We start from the raw sequence: 16,331 nt of genomic DNA, 5'->3' as shown, positions 1-16,331 counted from the left end.
AAGCATGGCGACGGAAACAAGGGAGATTCGTGAACAGTATAATCCTGCAAATACTTCTGAATGTATTGGAAAAATCGAGTTGCATACGGTCGAAGAAACGGAGGCAAAAATTGAGGCGAGCGGGAAGGCTTTTGGCGAGTGGAGCAGAATGTCTTCCGTGGCCAGGGGAGAAATTTTGCATAAAATGGCGGATTTATTGATCGAACATATGGAGCCGTTGGCAGAGCTTGCCTCGAAAGAAATGGGCAAAACGGTTCCCGAGATGATCGGCGAGGTGAAGCGGGGCGCCTCCATTTTGCGTTATTTTGCGCAGGAAGGGATGCGGGCCGCCGGGGAAGTGCTGCCGTCGGTTTCCGAAGAGAAAATGCTCTTTACGAAGCGCGTACCGTTAGGCGTCGTGGCAATTATTACCCCATGGAATTTTCCGATTGCGATTCCGCTTTGGAAAATCGCTCCGGCGCTTGTCTACGGCAATACGGTTGTTTGGAAGCCGTCAATCGAAGTCGCATTGACGGGCCAGTATATCGCGGATTTATTTTTGAAAGCTGGCTTGCCGGAACATGTGCTGAATATTGTGCAGGGGCGCGGCTCGAAGCTGGGGACGGTGCTGATCAAATCCCCGATAGTGAAAGCCATCTCTTTTACGGGTTCCAATGCGGTTGGACAGCAAATTTTGAATGAAGCCGGCCCTTTGAATAAGAAAATCCAATTGGAGCTTGGCGGGAAAAATGCGGCGATTATTTTGGCGGATGCGGATCTGGAACTGGCCGCGCGTCTGACGATTGAAGGGGCCATGAAACAGACGGGCCAACGCTGCACTGCCACAAGCCGGGTGTATATCGAAGCGTCTGTGTATGATGAGGCGGTCGAAAAACTAATCAAATATGCGAAGCAGATCAAAGTTGGGGAAACGATGGGGCCTCTTGCTTCAAGACAGCAATTCGAAAGCGTCATGGAGCATATTGCCCGGGCAAAGGCGCAAGGGGCGAAATGCATTTTTGGAGGGAAGCCTGTAGCGGAATTGTCCCATGGCTATTATGTGGAGCCGACACTGTTTGTGGATGTGACCCATGAAATGGACTTGGCGAGGGAAGAAGTTTTTGGGCCGGTACTGGCCATATTTAAAGTGGCGGATTATGAAGAAGCCATCCGGCTCGCGAACGATTCGGAGTTTGGGTTAAGCGCTTCGATTTACACGGCGAATATCCAGAAAGCGTTCGATTTTATTGAACGCAGTGAAGTCGGCCTTGTGCAAATCAATGATGAAACGGGCGGGGCAGAGCCGCAAGCGCCATTTGGAGGCATGAAAAATTCAAGCACGGGCTTCCGCGAGCAGGGACAGGCCGCCAAGGAATTCTTCACGGTGCTGAAAACGGTAACGATCAACGGGATTCGTTATAAGAAATCATGATCATCCGAAGCGGGGGCGTCCGGAAAGTTTCCGATTTTCCGGACACCTTCTTCTTTTCGAAAATCCAAACATTGCCCTGCGGCGCCCGCCCGAATGATGGATGGGATTGCGTGAAAGGATCATAGCCGGCATGAAACAAAGGCGGTTTGGCAGGCTTCCGCCCCTGCCAAACCGCCTTTCATAAAACTCATATTATTTTTCCAGTTCAAGCGATTGCTCCGTTCTTGGGAATTCATCAAAATAAGGGGATAAATAAGTTTCTCTTACTTCATGACGGATCCATCCCATAATGCCCACAATTAACACGAACACAGCCGCCGATAAAACAAAGGATTTGAAGGAATCTTTATATCCCGCAAGGAATAAAAAGACGCATAAAATAATGGTTAAAACGATTGAAAGCATTAATAAAGTAGTTAATAATAAATCTTCACCCATGAATAACATTCTGACTTCCGGTTTAAAGGCGAATAACAGGATGAATCCTGCAATTAATTGCACTACTGTAATCCATAAGCTCACTTTGGCACCAAATAATTTCAGGCTTTGTTCATAATCTTCCAAACTGCCTTTTTTTCGGCTTTTGTATGCGTAAAACAGGAATACATAAAAGCCGCCTGTAGCAAGACTGGCAAGGATGAAATGCAAATATCTTTGCCAAATTTGCGGATAATACAATAAGCTAGGGAAAAATCCTTGAACCTCGCCCCACTTGTCTGGATACAGCATCGAAGTAATATTCACGATGAAAATAAGCGGGATATATAACAAGATCAACATTGCTGCAAATCCTACAAGAATATGCAGCGCTTTTTTATTTTGCCACTTATCCCATGTGAATTTATAAAGATATAACAAAAGAAATGCAATGATTAATAAAGGAATGACACTGATCCATATTTTCCCGATTAAAATGGTGCTGGAATAAAAATATTGAGTATAAATCACGCTAATAATGAGCAGTGGAGCTACCCCCATTACAACAGCGATGCTTTTATGAATGGATGCGTGGAAAGAACAACTTTTTGCCATCTTATCCAAGAAAGCACTTTTTTTAATTTTCCCGGCAATCTCTAATCCCACTGCTCCCGTTACAAGTGAAACCGTAAAATTTACAAATAGAATATGAATGATAAAGGTTAAGATGATGAATAATTCCATTAAACCCAGAGGTGCCGGAATTGGTAACGCATTATCAGGAGAAATCGGCAAATTATTCATTTTGACTTACCTCCTTTTCATTATTTACGCGGTCAATTTCTGATTTCAAATAGGCTGCTAAGGCATCCAATTCTTCTTCAGTTCCCATGAAAGGAGGCATGGCAACCCGCACCGTATGCATGGTTGGTATATAGTTTTTCAATGCTTCTTCATCCCATCCGGCTAAACGCTTTCCTAACGCCCTTTTTGTTCTCCAACCATCGATGGTATGGCAGGCAATGCATTGGCCCACAAAAATTTCCCTTCCGGCTTCCACCTTGTTTTCTTCCATGATTTCTTTTTCTTTTGCCCAAGTAGCATTGGCCAAAAAGCCTTCTTCATTAAATTTTTCCCGGTCCTGGGCGAGGAGCCCGTTTGCATACATGTAATCATAAATGATGAAAGGTTTTCGAATGTATTCCCTTACCACCTCAAATTCTCCGATAAATCCGATGGACGCACCAAACACTGCTATAGAAAGGATAATGGGCACTTTTTTCGGGCTTCGGATAAGCCAAACAGAATAAACCAGTAAAATCAATAATGCAAGACCATTGATGATTTTAAATGTACTTTCGGTCATTCCTGTTGCCAAAACAATCATATTGTAGGCTTGATCTGGAATGGACCATAAATACCAAAGCCCTAAAACGAAGGTCATTGGCAAAGAAATCGCACCCCAAAAACCGAATACTTTAAAGGATTCTTCCCTCAGTGAAAGGTCTTTTACGAATAGACGTATGAATAATGAAACAAGTACAATCGCCAATAAGATAGCTAAGAACATTCGGAATCCTAAAGAAGGCAAATACGTTGGGTTAAAGAAGGCATTCCAGAATGAGAATGTCTCAATCCATTTCCCGGGTGTCAATTTTGCTGCCAACACGCCTGTGATAATGGCCATTGTCAGCCATGAAGCAATACTTAAGCCAACTCCTATATAAATATGTTTTCTTTTCTTCTCCGGATCTTGCCAACGATTCCATGTGTAATAGTAAACGAGCAATAAAATGACTTCGGTGATGAAGCAGACCCATTCCGTTACCCATGCCCAGAAAAAGATTCGCAATAAAGAACCAATCGAATCCGGCTGAATGACCGTTGTCGAAAACCAGATTCCCACACCGGTCATCGCTCCTACTGTTGTAGTGATGATTAAAATCCATTTCGCAATGTTTTTGGCCAACCCATCTAGTTTTTGATTGCTCGTCTTAAACGCTCTATGTTCCAAAGATACGGTCAAAACGGATGTTCCAATGGCTACACCATGGCTGATAATGACGTGGACAATGGCGATCATCGCAATGACCGTCCCGTTTCCGAGCCATGAATAATCCACTGATGGAAAATTCATTACTATTCCCCCTTCTCATTTTTTCACCATCATCTTATAAGACAGTTGTGAAAAAACAATAAAGGAACTGTAAAACCTTTGGAAAAAGGGAAATGTTTTGCAAACACTTTTCATCTCCGCCATAAAATAATCAAAAATCAAAACTTCCAATTTTTATAGAAAAAAGAAATAGAGTGTGATTTCAATTTATTTAGGCGTCCTGCAATTTCTTCAATGCCGGAAATTTTATCGGCGCCGGAACCATTTATGGTTTTTTGCCTATGTCATTTTCCCAATGTTTCATAGAATTTAGACTAGATTGCATGGGAAAGGATGGGAAAATGAATTATTTCTATAATCCCTATTATTATCCAAATGAGCCAACCAATTATTTTTGGAATCCAAACATGTATTACTGGAATCCTTGGCATCCACAAAACATGAATGCCCATTACAGAGCTTTTCAAAATGATTCAAGCAATTTCGGAAGACCCAATCCGATTGTAGACAAAGGCCCTGAACCTTTTACGGTAAACATTGAGAAAGCGGCAAAAGAAAATACGGCGTTCCGAAGAGCTTTGTGGACAGGTCCGCATTTGCAGTTAACGTTAATGAGCCTCCAGCCGGGGGAAGATATTGGCCTGGAAATTCATCCGCATACCGATCAATTTTTGCGTATTGAACAAGGGGAAGGGATTGTGGAAATGGGGAGAACTCGAAATAACTTGAGTTATAGAAGAAGGGTTCATGAAGATTCCGCCATCATGGTGCCTGCCGGAACTTGGCATAATGTGATCAATACAGGGAAAATCCCGATGAAACTTTATTCCATCTACGCGCCGCCGAATCACCCGCACGGAACGGTTCATCGGACAAAAGCGGAGGCGATGGCGCAAGAACATTATGGCCATCAATAGCAACCTAAAGAAACAAGGGGCGTTGAAACAACAACGCCCCGATACAAAAAAAGTGAGGTAGTCCCTATTGATGGGACAACCTCACGGAAACGATCATGAAAATGTTACTGCTCACCACTGATTCACCAAAACGACTTTTCCGATGGCTTTTCCGGATTCCAATAATTCATGGGCTTTGGAGGCTTCATCGAATGTGAAGATGTTAGGATCAAGAACGGGACGCAGTTTTCCTTCTTCAACGATGTTTGCCAATTTTTCCAAAATGTCTCTATACTCTTTGCGCAGTTCTTTGTCCAGGATTTTTAATAACATGAATACCACATGGAGGGTCAGGCCTTTTGAATGCAGCGGCGTCAGGTCATGGGTGGAGCGGGCCGCGATGGCAAGGACCGTTCCGAGGGGTGCCGCCGCTTCAAAGGAGCGGTCTAAATTTGCTCCTCCAACGGTGTCAAAGACCATATCAAAACCTTTTCCGTTTGTGTATTTTTGTACATAATCCCGGACGCTTTCCTCCCGGTAGTTGATGGCAACATCGGCGCCGAGGCGGGAACCGATTTCAAGCTTTTCTTTCGTAGAGGCGGTTGTGTAGACCTTTGCGCCGGCCCATTTTGCCAGCTGGATGGCCACATGGCCCACGCCTCCTGCCGCCGCGTGGATCAAGATGTTCTGTCCTGGGGCCAATTTGCCCCGGGTGAACAATGCTTCCCAGGCGGTGATGGCCACAAGCGGCAAAGCGGATGCTTCCTCCATTGTCAGATTTTTTGGTTTATGGGCAAGCAAATTCGCATCTGCCAGCATATATTCCGCCAATGCCCCTCCTGGTGTGCTTCTGAATCCGCCGGCGCAGCCGTAGACTTCATCTCCGACTTTGAATTTTGTCACTCCCTCACCGACCGCGCATACCACTCCCGCGACATCCCCGTGCAGAACTGCCGGAAATTCCGGAGCAACAGTTTGAACAGCCCCTGAACGCACTTTCGTATCAATCGGGTTGACGCTTGTGGCTTTTACATGGATTAGGACATGTCCGGGAATGACTTCAGGCACCGGGATATCCCGGATTTGGAAAACGGACGGATCTCCAAAGTGATGGATCACTTGCGCTTTCATCTTTCGCACTCCTTTATGTGAGATTCATAGAATTTTATCTGAATATGAACGTTGTTAAAATGATTTTATTCTTAATTTTGATGAATGGCAAATTTAGGATAGAATAATGATGGACCTGCAGAAAATATAAATCAAAAAAACTATGTCATCAGGGAACGATTGATGAACCGCAGACCGTTTGGTTTCTTCTGCCGATATGGGCCGCCAAGTCAGCGGCAGGAGCTATTTGTGAAAAGGAGGATCAAAATGATTTATCTATATGTCGGCCTTGCAGGCGCGCTTGGCGCCATTTTGAGATATTGGATCGGCACCGTGTTTTTGCCGGGCAGCGTTTTTCCTTGGTCAACCCTTTTTGTCAATTTGACGGGAGCGTTTTTATTGGCATGGCTGACCACTTCCATATTTAAAAAATACCATCTCCCCCCTGATATTGCTGCCGCAATCAGTACCGGATTCATCGGTTCATTTACCACTTTTTCGGCTTTGAGCGTCGAAACGGTCGAACTTTTTGAAAATGGGCATGCGGTAATGGGGATGGCCTATGTTTTCGCAAGCATTGCCGGGGGGCTCATCATGAGCCGGATCGGTTTCAGGGCAGGCAAGGAGGGGCAACAGGCATGATCATAAAATTGATATTGGTCGGAATCGGGGGCTTTGCCGGAGCCGTTTCCCGCTTCGCTATGAGCAAAGCTTTAAATTGGCAAGAGTCCTTGCCGATTGGCACATTGACCGTGAATTTATTGGGCGCGTTTCTGTTGGGAATCCTGACAGGCGCGGAAGGAAACAAGATGATGGTTTTGCTTTTTGGCGCGGGCTTCCTGGGCGCATTTACCACCTTCTCCACGTTGAAATTGGAGCTGACCCGGCTTTATATAAAAAATAAAAAATATTTTCTTTTGTACACCGCAATTTCTTACATTGGAGGAATAACCCTCGCGTTTTTGGGGTATGTAATAGGAAAGACGGTTGAAATTACGATATGAATAAACGTTCCGGTTAAATAAAAAAGGAGAAGTAAAATGGCTAACACTCGGGTATATAAGATGAAATTTTCAAGCGTTTATCCACTTTATATCCAAAAGGCGGAGAAAAAAGGACGCACAAAGGAAGAAGTGGATGAAATCATCCGCTGGTTGACGGGCTATGGACAGGAGGAATTGGAATCGCAGATCGAAAAAGAAGTGGATTTTGAAACGTTTTTTGCGGAAGCACCGCGATTGAACTCCAACCGGGAATTGATTAAAGGCGTCATCTGCGGCGTGCGGGTGGAAGAGATTGAAGATCCTCTGATGCGGGAAATCCGCTATTTGGATAAACTGATTGACGAATTGGCGAAGGGCAAAGCGATGGAGAAAATTTTGCGGTCATAATACAATGTGCTTCCTCTCTTTTTTATAAAGGGATTCACCCATATTTAAGGCCCTGAATATCCTATTCCGAAAGCATTTTGACGGAGGGTATTCATGGGCTATTTTGTTTCGGTGGATTCCGGTGTGAAATTATACGTGGAAGATATCAATCCGTTCGGAAAGAAGACCATCGTGTTTCTGCACGGTTGGCCTTTGAATCATCGGCAGTTCGAATATCAGTTCAATGTGCTGCCCGCATGGGGGTACCGCTGCATCGGCATCGACTGGAGAGGATTTGGAAAGTCGGATAAGCCGTTTGAAGGCTACAGTTTTAACCGGTTGGCCGATGATGTCCGGGCGGTGGTGGAGGCCCTGCGATTAAAGGATTTTGCCTTGGTCGGGCATTCCACGGGAGGGGCGATTGCCATACGCTATATGTCCCGCCACCATGGATTTGGAGTCTCCAAATTGGTGCTTGTTGCGAGTGCGGCGCCGGTCGGATTTAGCCGGGAAACGGCGCAAAGTTTTTTGGAGATGGCTTACAATAACCGTGCGAAAATGATGCAAAAGGTCATAGACGGATTTTTCTTCCAATATATCACAAAAGAATTTTCTGATTGGTTTATGAACATGGGGATGGAAGCGGCAAGCTGGTCCACCATTGCCATCATCAATACGCTGCGGGATGAAACGTTGTATGGGGATTTGTCAAAAATCCATGTTCCGTCGTTAATTATTCATGGAATCCATGACAAGGTGATCCCGTTTGCCCAGGCGCACGAGCTCCATCAACGGATCCGGAACTCAACGATTGTTCCTTTCCAATTTAGCGGACACGGGACATTTTGGGAAGAACGGAATCTATTTAACGAATTGTTGAGGAAGTTTGTATGAAACGGATTGGAATGGGTTTCCAATCCGCTTTTTTTATTTAAAAAAGTTGACCTTATCAATTTTTTTCTTAAAATTACTATTACTAAAAATATTTTACTTTTCTGTGAAAATTATTTATTCATTAGGAACTTATAATAAAATATTCCGTAATAATATATGGGCAAAGTATAAAGTATAAAGTATAATGAGACAATGGAGGAAAAATGTGGGGATAAAAATAATAAACAGAGCTAATAAGAATTATAAAGTCGAAATTGCGGTGCTGTTTATTTGGTTTTTCGCATTGACCATCATCCTGAGTTATGGAATCCATTGGCTTTTCTTTGATATGAACAGATTCAAAGAAAATTTAATTGCTCAATCCACTTCGCCTGACGGGACTTATACAATCAATGTTTATGTATCCGATGGAGAGATATTCTTTTCTGATTTGATTATTGGGGAATTAGTGTTCAATAAAGAAGAGAAAGAACCTAAAATCATTTATTGGAAATTTGCCGAAGAGAAGGCAAACATTGAATGGGTGAACGACCATACGGTAGTGATCAATGATATCCGTCTGGATCTCCCAAATGAATCCTATGTTAAAGGGAGGGTGAAAAGGAAAAGATTGTAGCCCGGGTTCACACATCGATCCGCTTTTCCGGCGCGGAAAAGAAATTGTTAATTTTTATGGGATAGGCAAAGAAATGATTTTTATTAAAATAGGTAGTAGATACAACAATATTTTTGGAACGAAAAATGGGCATGGAGTGGAATGGAAATGAATGAATTGCTCGTATTTGGCGAACTGCATGAGTTTTTGTCCGGTTTGGGGACAATGCAATGCAAAATTGCCGGAAAAAGCTTGTCGCTTGGGTACATACCATTCACTATGAGAGGCGGCTATTGCAAATTCGCGACCCTGTATGGGGATAAGCGGTATCAATGCTTGATCTTGCATGTGGAGCCCGGGAATCCGGAATCGGCCAGAGGAAAATTGCTGCAAAAGGAAATCCAGGAGATGTTAAATTTTGATATCCAAAAAATTCGATCGTTTCAATTGAAAAAACATGAAGTGTATGTTCCGTTTGAAGTGGTTGATTCAAAAGAGAAAATGGATTTATTAAAGAACTTCATTGAAAAGCAATATATGGCCTTTAAAGAAAATAATTGACCCGGATGCGATTATAGAGAGAAATTCTTTGGATGAAGAAGCATCCGTTTTTTTGCCTGGATATGTAAGCGGTTTCATGTTTGGGATTGAGTTGATGATCAGGAATATGGGAAACCGGGGACACGGCCACCGCAATTTCAGCCAATCGTTCAATTTGAGTTGACTCCTTCTGCAAACTTCTATACTATTAAAAATGCCCGGCCAGTTCGGGAGAGGTTCATAGCAACCCTCTATAAAAAACTATGAAACCATCATATTTCATCAGTTTTATAGAATGATTGGGTGCACCTCTCTTGAAAATGTTGGGAGACATTTTGCAAGGAGGTCTTTTTTTATGTCTGTCCGCAAGTTCGAAGACGGTTTGAAAGATTTGACATTATTGGGAAACAACAAAACGGTCTATCCGGAAAAATATGCGCCTGAAGTGTTGGAGGCGGTGGATAACCTTCATTCGGACCGGGATTATTTCGTAAAGTTCAATTGCCCGGAGTTTACAAGTCTATGTCCTCTGACAGGCCAGCCGGATTTTGCGACCATTTATATTTCCTATATTCCGGATAAGAAGCTCGTAGAAAGCAAATCCCTCAAATTATATTTGTTCAGTTTCCGCAATCATGGTGATTTTCATGAAGATTGCGTGAATATTATTATGAATGATCTCATTCAATTATTGGATCCGAGATATATCGAAGTTTGGGGGAAATTCACGCCTCGCGGGGGAATTTCCATCGATCCGTATTGCAACTACGGCCGGCCTGGCACGAAATACGAAGAAATGGCCAACTATCGTTTGATGAACCACGACTTATATCCCGAAAAAGTCGATAATCGATAAACAATTCCATATCGCAAAGAAATAGAGGTTCTTAGCCACCCTCTTTACCAAAACTAAGAAGAGAAACAGCATTTCCTTCTTAGGGTGGTGCTGTTTTTTTATTGTTAAAGGAGTGTTCGATATGAAAAATGAGAAAGCCATTGTCATATTCAGCGGAGGACAGGACAGCACGACTTGCCTGTTTTGGGCAAAAGAACGTTTCGGTGAAGTGGAAGCGGTGACCTTCGATTACGGGCAAAGGCACCGCCTTGAAATAGAATGCGCCAAGGAAATCGCCGGGGAAACAGGGGTCAGACATCATATCCTGGACATGTCGCTGTTGAATCAGCTCGCCCCGAATGCTTTAACGAGGGAAGACATCCAAGTGGAAGAAGGGAAGGACGGCGGGCTGCCGAACACTTTTGTACCGGGGCGGAATCTGCTGTTCCTTTCCTTTGCGGGCGTGCTGGCAAGACAGGTGGGGGCGAAGCATATCGTCACCGGCGTTTGCCAGACGGATTTCAGCGGCTACCCCGATTGCCGGGATATCTTTATCAAATCGCTGAACGTCACGTTAAATTTGGCGATGGATGATACCTTTGTCATTCATACGCCGCTCATGTGGCTGACAAAAGCGCAAACGTGGGAACTGGCGGACCGGCTGGGAGTGCTTGAGTTTGTCCGCAATAAAACATTGACTTGCTACAACGGCATCATCGCCGATGGATGCGGGGAATGCCCGGCATGCAAGCTGAGAAGGAAAGGGCTTGAAGAATATTTGCGTTCAAGAAAGGGGACTTCGCATGTTTGAGTTTCGGATTGTCGACCGGCTTCAAAAACTGGGGGAAGATATCCAAAAGGAACAATTGAGGTACCATTCGAAACGGGTGCTCGTCAGCAAGGAATTCACCTTTGACGCCGCCCACCATTTGCATGCCTATGAAGGGAAATGCAAAAATCTCCATGGCCATACGTACAAAGTCATTGTGGGAGTCAGCGGCTATCCGGACGAAAGGGGAATCGTCATCGATTTCGCCGATCTCAAGGAAATATGGAAAGAAAAAATTGAAATTTACCTGGACCACCGCTATTTGAACGAAACCCTTCCGCCGATGAATACAACGGCGGAAAATATGGTGGTATGGATTTATGAACAATTCGCGGAAGCGTTGGAAGACGCCGGACTTGAGGGAGCGCGGGTGGAATTTATCCGGCTCTATGAAACTCCGACAAGTTTTGCCGAAGCGAGACGGGAGTGGATGGAACTTGAGTAAAATTCCCGTCATTGAAATCTTTGGCCCGACGATTCAGGGCGAAGGCATGGTCATCGGGCAAAAGACGATGTTTGTGCGCACGGCGGGCTGCGACTATTCCTGTTCCTGGTGCGATTCTTCCTTCACTTGGGACGGCAGCGGGAAAGATTTGATCAGGCAAATGACGCCGGAAGAGATTTGGTCGGAATTGAAACGGCTGGGAGGAAACGGATTTTCCTTCGTCACGATTTCCGGCGGTAATCCGGCATTAATCCGGAATATCGGGGAATTGGTGCGGATTTTAAAGGACAACCGGATGAAAATTTGCGTCGAAACCCAGGGAAGCAGATGGCAGGATTGGTTATACGACATCGATCAATTGACGATTTCCCCAAAACCGCCAAGCTCGGGAATGAAGACGGATTTTGCCGCGCTTTCGGAGATGCTGGATAAGCTGAAAGCAAGAAACGGCAGCGGGCACATTTCATTGAAAGTCGTCGTGTTTAATGATGAAGACTATCAATTCGCCAAGGAAGTCCACCGGAGATTACCGGCCATCCCTTTTTACTTGCAGGTGGGAAATGATGATACAACCTCGGAGGATCGGGAGAAGCTCGTCCGCCATTTATTGGGGAAATATGAAGAGCTCATTCGGAAAGCGATGGGCGACGAAGAGTTGAAAGATGTGAGGGTGCTTCCGCAGCTCCATACCCTGGTTTGGGGCAATAAACGGGGGGTTTAGCGCCGGAGCATTGTAAGACCACTTAAGACGAAAAGGGAGCTTAAGTGGTCTTTCCATTTTGGAGGGGATCCGGACAGGATTCTTTACTTGCCAATAGCATCAGCTTTTTTCTGCTTGCCGGGGGCAAAGGCATGTCAAATTTCTCGAGACGCTGGATGAGAATCGGGATAAACGATTTTGCCGCTTTGCTCAAATATTTGTCCTTCCGGTAAATCAGCACCATTTTCCGGTTCAGCCGGCTGTTGACAATCGGACGGGCATCGATGTTTTCATGGCGGTGGAATTGATAAAGGGATTCGGACACAATGGCGCATCCCAATTTTTCTTTTACAAAATGAAAAATCGTATGGATATCGGAAGTTTCGAATACGGGGTTCAACGAAATCTGTTCCTGCTTTGCGGCTTGATTTAAAATCTTTCTGCAAGTTTGAAGCTTCGTGAATAAAATCAATGGTTCACAGGCAATCTCGCGCAAAGTCAATTCATCTTTCTCCAAGAGGGGATGGTCTTTTGCGGCGACAAAAACGAATGAATCCGTGTATAGCGGGATTTGGCAAAATTGCCCATCAATCGCTTGATTCGAGTCATCGATATAGGATAATGCGAATTCAATTTGATTTTCCTTTAACATGGAAAGGACATCATCCGCACTCTGCACGGAAATTTGTACATAAGGAAATTCTTTGGCATAAGTCAATAAGACATTCGATACAAGGCTGGTCAGTTCCCCGGGCAATGCGCCGATTTTCAACGTCCCCCGCTGGAACAATTCCAGTTCATTTAATTGCTGTTTCGTATTTTCGATGAGGTGCAAAATATGCATGCTTTGTTCATGCAGGATTTTTCCGGCTTCCGTCAAGGTGATCCTTTTGCCGATCCGGTCGAACAATTGGGTGCCCACTTCTTCTTCAAGCGCCTTGATTTGGTGGCTCAGCGTCGGCTGCGAGATATGCAATTTTTTGGCCGCGCGGGTAAAATGCAGCTCGGTTGCAAGCGCGATAAAATATTCCAATTGGCGAAGCTCCATCGAAATCTCTCCAGTTCCCCTTTTTCATCATTATACATGGTTTTTTCTGTTTCGTGTTTATTTTAGAAAAGAAAATATTGCGATTTTTAAGAGGAAGGAGCGGATGGAAAAGTTGCGGGGGAGGGATTGGAAAAGGAATGGAATTATTATTTTATTATATTAATAAAAGGAGCATGTCCATCGACAGCTCCTTCGGCAAACATTATTTTGTAAAATCGATGACCATGCGTCCGGTAAATTTCCCTTGTTCCATTTCTTCCATAATATCGTTGATTTCTTCAAGTTTCCGCAGCGTCACTTTCGGCACCACTTTTCCTTCCGCCGCAAACTGGAAGGCTTCTTTCAAATCTTGGCGTGTGCCGACAAGGGAACCGACTACCTCAATGCCATCCAATACGAGGCGGGGAATATCCAGTTCCATTTTATCGACAGGCAAGCCGACCGCAACGACACGGGCACCCGCTTTCACCACGTCGACCGCCTGATTGAATGCCGTTTTTGCCACAGCCGTGATCACAACGGCATCCAGTCCTTTTCCTCCAGTGATTTCAAAGGCTTTTTCTTTTGGTTTTTCATTTAATGTATTCACTGTGGCATCCGCGCCCACTTCCCTGGCAAATGCCAATTTATCATCGTTTATATCAAACGCAATGACTTTTGCGCCAAATACGTTTTTCGCATATTGAACGGCCAAATTTCCAAGTCCGCCAATTCCGAATACGCCAATCCATTGGCCGGGGCGAACCTTTGACACTTTGACGGCTTTGTAGGTCGTCACGCCGGCACATGTGATGGATGTGGCAGCTGCAGGATCCACGTTGTCAGGCACTTTCACTACATAATTGGCGGCCACGATCGCTTGTTCCGCCATCGCGCCGTCGACAGTATATCCGGCATTTTTTACATCCCGGCATAATGTTTCCCTGCCGGTAGTACAGTATTCGCAATGTCCGCAGCTTTCGTATAGCCAAGGAATGGCCACCCGGTCGCCGACTTTGATGTTTGTGACGCCTTCCCCCGTTTCGATCACTTTGCCGACACCTTCATGGCCCAACGTAATTCCGGTGGCATCACCGAAATCACCGTTTTTTACGTGCAAGTCCGTGTGGCAAACCCCGCAATACTCCATTTCCACCAAAGCCTCGCCATACTTGAGCGGACGCAATTGCTTGTCCACAATACTTACCGTTTTTTCCTTTGATACAACTGCAGCTTTCAACAAACATCCCCCTTTTGAAATGGTTGTCCATGGAAGCGATTCCATGTTTATAAAAAGGATAATACTAAAAAATAAGTTCAATCAATATGTCAAATGACATAAAATTCAGAAAACAGAAAATAGGCGGTTTTTAGCAGTTTTGGAAATTGGGGAAAAGGGCAATATAATCATGATGATTTTGAAAAAAGGGGGAAAGCACAGGAAATGGTCCGGCTCTCCCCCCAATGAGATTATCTCTTTTCCACAAATAACAGCAACAGTGTCGCCAAAGGCCCCAAAAAAAGCGAGAGCAAAAACCAGTTCAACCCGGAGCGGTTTTTGCCTTGCGCAAGACCCGCATTAATGAGCGCCAATGTGCCCCATCCGACTACATATTCGTTTTCCATGACGGCCTCCTGTATCAGATTGTTTATTATTAATGTATAAATGGTTTCATTATGAATCAATATATTTTTTGTAATTTGTGCAAGATTCAAGTTTCATGAAACAATCCCTATGAAAGAAGGAAAAAATTCTTTTGTAGGAGAAAATGGAATGATTCGAATCGGGAAAGTCACATTATATGTTTCAGAGCCTCTTCATGTCCCCATATCCGTCACGCCTGCCAAACAGATGTCCGATTCCTATTCCCCTTTCCTTACACGTTCGCTTCCTTTTCGATTGCGATTTTTTCCTTTTCATCTTCTCCGTCTTTGAAATCATCATTCTCATCCGCAAGCCATAGTTCCAGGCGGGCTTTGAAGTGCTTCATGTACCAGCCCAAAATTTTCCCAAGCAAATAGGCGGCGATCACTGTGCCGATGCCGACCGTCATGCCGGAGCTCAAAGACAGGGCGTAGGGCAGGGATGAAACGGGGGACACACCGAGGTCCGCCAAGATGGAAAGACTGACCCCGAAGGCCAAAACAAATAGCCCGGACATATATGAAAAGGCCCTTTTCCAAGTGATATGTATTTTGTCCATGCCTCTCTTCCTTCTCAATCGTTAATTCCTAATCATTATACCAAAATATTCCTTTTTTCACCATGCGAATGTCGTTTACAAACAACCCCCTGTATAGGAATATGACAAAAATGTAATGAATAAAACAGGCCCCCTTGTATGGAAAACTTTTTTTGATTTATTATATAAACATCATCAGTTCAAATCGATGGTAAGGCTAATGAGAGAAGGAGATCTGAAATGAAGCACATTTACACTGGGAAAACGAAAAACGTTTACGAATTGGAAGACGGCAACTATTTGTTGGAATTCAAAGATGATGTGACGGGCGTTGACGGTGTGTTCGACCCGGGCGCCAATACGGTCGGGCTGACAATCGAAGGCGCCGGACGCGCGGGATTGAGATTGACAAAATATTTCTTCGAATTGCTCAATGAAAAAGGCATTCCGACCCACTATATCGATGCCGATATCGAGAAAAAGACAATGAAAGTGAAACCTGCCGAAACATTCGGAAACGGTCTTGAAGTGATCTGCCGCTTCCGCGCGGTGGGAAGCTTCTTGCGCCGTTACGGCATGTACGTGAAAGAAGGCCAGCCGCTTGATGCCTTCGTGGAAGTGACAATCAAGGACGATCAACGCGAAGACCCTCCGATCAGCGAAGACGCGTTGGATATGCTCGGCATTTTGTCCAAAGATGAATACAAAGTATTGAAAGAATTGACGCAAAAAATCGCCGGCATTGTAAAAGAAGAGTTGGCGAAAAAAGGCATCGAGCTTTACGATATTAAATTCGAGTTCGGCCGCGACAAAGAAACAAATGAAATCATTTTGATCGACGAAATTTCCGGCGGCAACATGCGCGCTTACAAAGACGGCAAATACATCGAGCCGTTGGAATTGGAAAAATTGATTTTGGAAGGGTAAAAAAACGGACCGGCAAAAAAGAGCGGGTGGAGAGAA

20 protein-coding genes and 1 riboswitch are annotated in these 16,331 nt (G+C 44.5%); of the genes, 13 read left to right on the top strand and 7 right to left on the bottom strand.

Going from position 1 to position 16,331, the window contains the following annotated elements:
• Positions 1-4 precede the first annotated feature (4 nt).
• Positions 5-1,411, top strand: coding sequence for an aldehyde dehydrogenase family protein (locus NST62_RS10715; protein ID WP_141603241.1), 1,407 nt, complete (start codon positions 5-7; stop codon positions 1,409-1,411).
• Between the two features lie 192 nt (positions 1,412-1,603).
• On the opposite strand, the gene NST62_RS10710 is transcribed toward NST62_RS10715, so the two are convergent.
• Positions 1,604-2,632 carry a cytochrome ubiquinol oxidase subunit I gene (locus NST62_RS10710; protein ID WP_342462892.1) on the bottom strand — a complete coding sequence of 343 codons (1,029 nt, stop codon included), beginning with the start codon at positions 2,630-2,632 and terminating at the stop codon, positions 1,604-1,606.
• Positions 2,625-3,965: a c-type cytochrome gene (locus NST62_RS10705; RefSeq protein WP_342462891.1), complete on the bottom strand. Its 1,341-nt coding sequence runs from the start codon at positions 3,963-3,965 to the stop codon at positions 2,625-2,627. Before NST62_RS10705 ends, NST62_RS10710 begins: the two co-directional genes overlap by 8 nt.
• Before the next feature lie 320 nt (positions 3,966-4,285).
• On the opposite strand from NST62_RS10705, the gene NST62_RS10700 reads away from it, so the two are divergent.
• Positions 4,286-4,861, top strand: a complete 576-nt coding sequence (locus tag NST62_RS10700; RefSeq protein WP_141603188.1) for a cupin domain-containing protein — start codon at positions 4,286-4,288, stop codon at positions 4,859-4,861.
• 111 nt (positions 4,862-4,972) lie between these two features.
• On the opposite strand, the gene NST62_RS10695 is transcribed toward NST62_RS10700, so the two are convergent.
• Positions 4,973-5,971, bottom strand: coding sequence for a zinc-dependent alcohol dehydrogenase family protein (locus NST62_RS10695; RefSeq protein ID WP_141603187.1), 999 nt, complete (start codon positions 5,969-5,971; stop codon positions 4,973-4,975).
• Between the two features lie 246 nt (positions 5,972-6,217).
• Between NST62_RS10695 and crcB the strand changes: the two genes are divergently transcribed.
• The 10 genes from crcB (at position 6,218) to queE (ending at position 12,179) form a co-directional block, all read left to right on the top strand.
• Positions 6,218-6,592, top strand: coding sequence for a fluoride efflux transporter CrcB (crcB, locus tag NST62_RS10690; protein ID WP_141603186.1), 375 nt, complete (start codon positions 6,218-6,220; stop codon positions 6,590-6,592).
• Entirely contained in the window at positions 6,589-6,954 is a 366-nt protein-coding gene (locus NST62_RS10685) for a CrcB family protein (RefSeq protein WP_141603185.1), read from the top strand. Before crcB ends, NST62_RS10685 begins: the two co-directional genes overlap by 4 nt.
• Positions 6,955-6,990: 36 nt before the next feature.
• A complete protein-coding gene (locus tag NST62_RS10680) occupies positions 6,991-7,341 on the top strand; it encodes a DUF2200 domain-containing protein (protein WP_342462890.1) in 351 nt (116 codons plus the stop codon).
• Positions 7,342-7,434: 93 nt separating this feature from the next.
• Positions 7,435-8,214 carry an alpha/beta hydrolase gene (locus NST62_RS10675; RefSeq protein ID WP_141603183.1) on the top strand — a complete coding sequence of 260 codons (780 nt, stop codon included), beginning with the start codon at positions 7,435-7,437 and terminating at the stop codon, positions 8,212-8,214.
• Positions 8,215-8,419: 205 nt separating this feature from the next.
• Positions 8,420-8,830 carry a DUF5412 family protein gene (locus NST62_RS10670; RefSeq protein WP_141603182.1) on the top strand — a complete coding sequence of 137 codons (411 nt, stop codon included), beginning with the start codon at positions 8,420-8,422 and terminating at the stop codon, positions 8,828-8,830.
• Positions 8,831-8,977: 147 nt separating this feature from the next.
• Positions 8,978-9,370, top strand: coding sequence for a hypothetical protein (locus NST62_RS10665; RefSeq protein ID WP_141603181.1), 393 nt, complete (start codon positions 8,978-8,980; stop codon positions 9,368-9,370).
• A gap of 206 nt (positions 9,371-9,576) precedes the next feature.
• A riboswitch (PreQ1 riboswitch) is annotated at positions 9,577-9,620 on the top strand.
• 84 nt (positions 9,621-9,704) lie between these two features.
• Positions 9,705-10,205 carry a preQ(1) synthase gene (queF, locus tag NST62_RS10660; RefSeq protein WP_141603180.1) on the top strand — a complete coding sequence of 167 codons (501 nt, stop codon included), beginning with the start codon at positions 9,705-9,707 and terminating at the stop codon, positions 10,203-10,205.
• Positions 10,206-10,326: 121 nt separating this feature from the next.
• On the top strand, positions 10,327-10,995 hold the full coding sequence (queC, locus tag NST62_RS10655; protein WP_141603179.1) for a 7-cyano-7-deazaguanine synthase QueC: 669 nt from the start codon (positions 10,327-10,329) through the stop codon (positions 10,993-10,995).
• Entirely contained in the window at positions 10,988-11,458 is a 471-nt protein-coding gene (gene queD, locus NST62_RS10650; protein WP_328215322.1) for a 6-carboxytetrahydropterin synthase QueD, read from the top strand. Before queC ends, queD begins: the two co-directional genes overlap by 8 nt.
• Positions 11,451-12,179 (top strand): 7-carboxy-7-deazaguanine synthase QueE, encoded by a 729-nt coding sequence (queE, locus tag NST62_RS10645; protein ID WP_141603177.1) that lies wholly within the window; start codon positions 11,451-11,453, stop codon positions 12,177-12,179. Before queD ends, queE begins: the two co-directional genes overlap by 8 nt.
• Positions 12,180-12,219: 40 nt before the next feature.
• Here queE and NST62_RS10640 read toward each other — a convergent pair whose 3' ends face one another.
• The 4 genes from NST62_RS10640 to NST62_RS10625 form a co-directional block, all read right to left on the bottom strand.
• Positions 12,220-13,206 (bottom strand): LysR family transcriptional regulator, encoded by a 987-nt coding sequence (locus tag NST62_RS10640; protein ID WP_141603176.1) that lies wholly within the window; start codon positions 13,204-13,206, stop codon positions 12,220-12,222.
• Positions 13,207-13,408: 202 nt separating this feature from the next.
• Positions 13,409-14,425 (bottom strand): alcohol dehydrogenase AdhP, encoded by a 1,017-nt coding sequence (gene adhP / locus NST62_RS10635; RefSeq protein WP_141603175.1) that lies wholly within the window; start codon positions 14,423-14,425, stop codon positions 13,409-13,411.
• A gap of 230 nt (positions 14,426-14,655) precedes the next feature.
• Entirely contained in the window at positions 14,656-14,811 is a 156-nt protein-coding gene (locus tag NST62_RS10630; protein WP_181733297.1) for a hypothetical protein, read from the bottom strand.
• Positions 14,812-15,062: 251 nt separating this feature from the next.
• The gene (locus tag NST62_RS10625) at positions 15,063-15,389 is read right to left on the bottom strand and encodes a hypothetical protein (protein ID WP_342462889.1); all 327 of its coding nucleotides are present in this window, start codon (positions 15,387-15,389) and stop codon (positions 15,063-15,065) included.
• A gap of 219 nt (positions 15,390-15,608) precedes the next feature.
• On the opposite strand from NST62_RS10625, the gene NST62_RS10620 reads away from it, so the two are divergent.
• A complete protein-coding gene (locus NST62_RS10620) occupies positions 15,609-16,295 on the top strand; it encodes a phosphoribosylaminoimidazolesuccinocarboxamide synthase (protein ID WP_141603173.1) in 687 nt (228 codons plus the stop codon).
• Positions 16,296-16,331: the final 36 nt, after the last annotated feature.

The organism is Ureibacillus sp. FSL K6-8385, assembly GCF_038593155.1.
In the GTDB taxonomy this organism is placed as follows: Bacteria; Bacillota; Bacilli; order Bacillales_A; family Planococcaceae; genus Ureibacillus; species Ureibacillus terrenus.
This window is presented reverse-complemented; position numbering and strand designations above follow the sequence as displayed.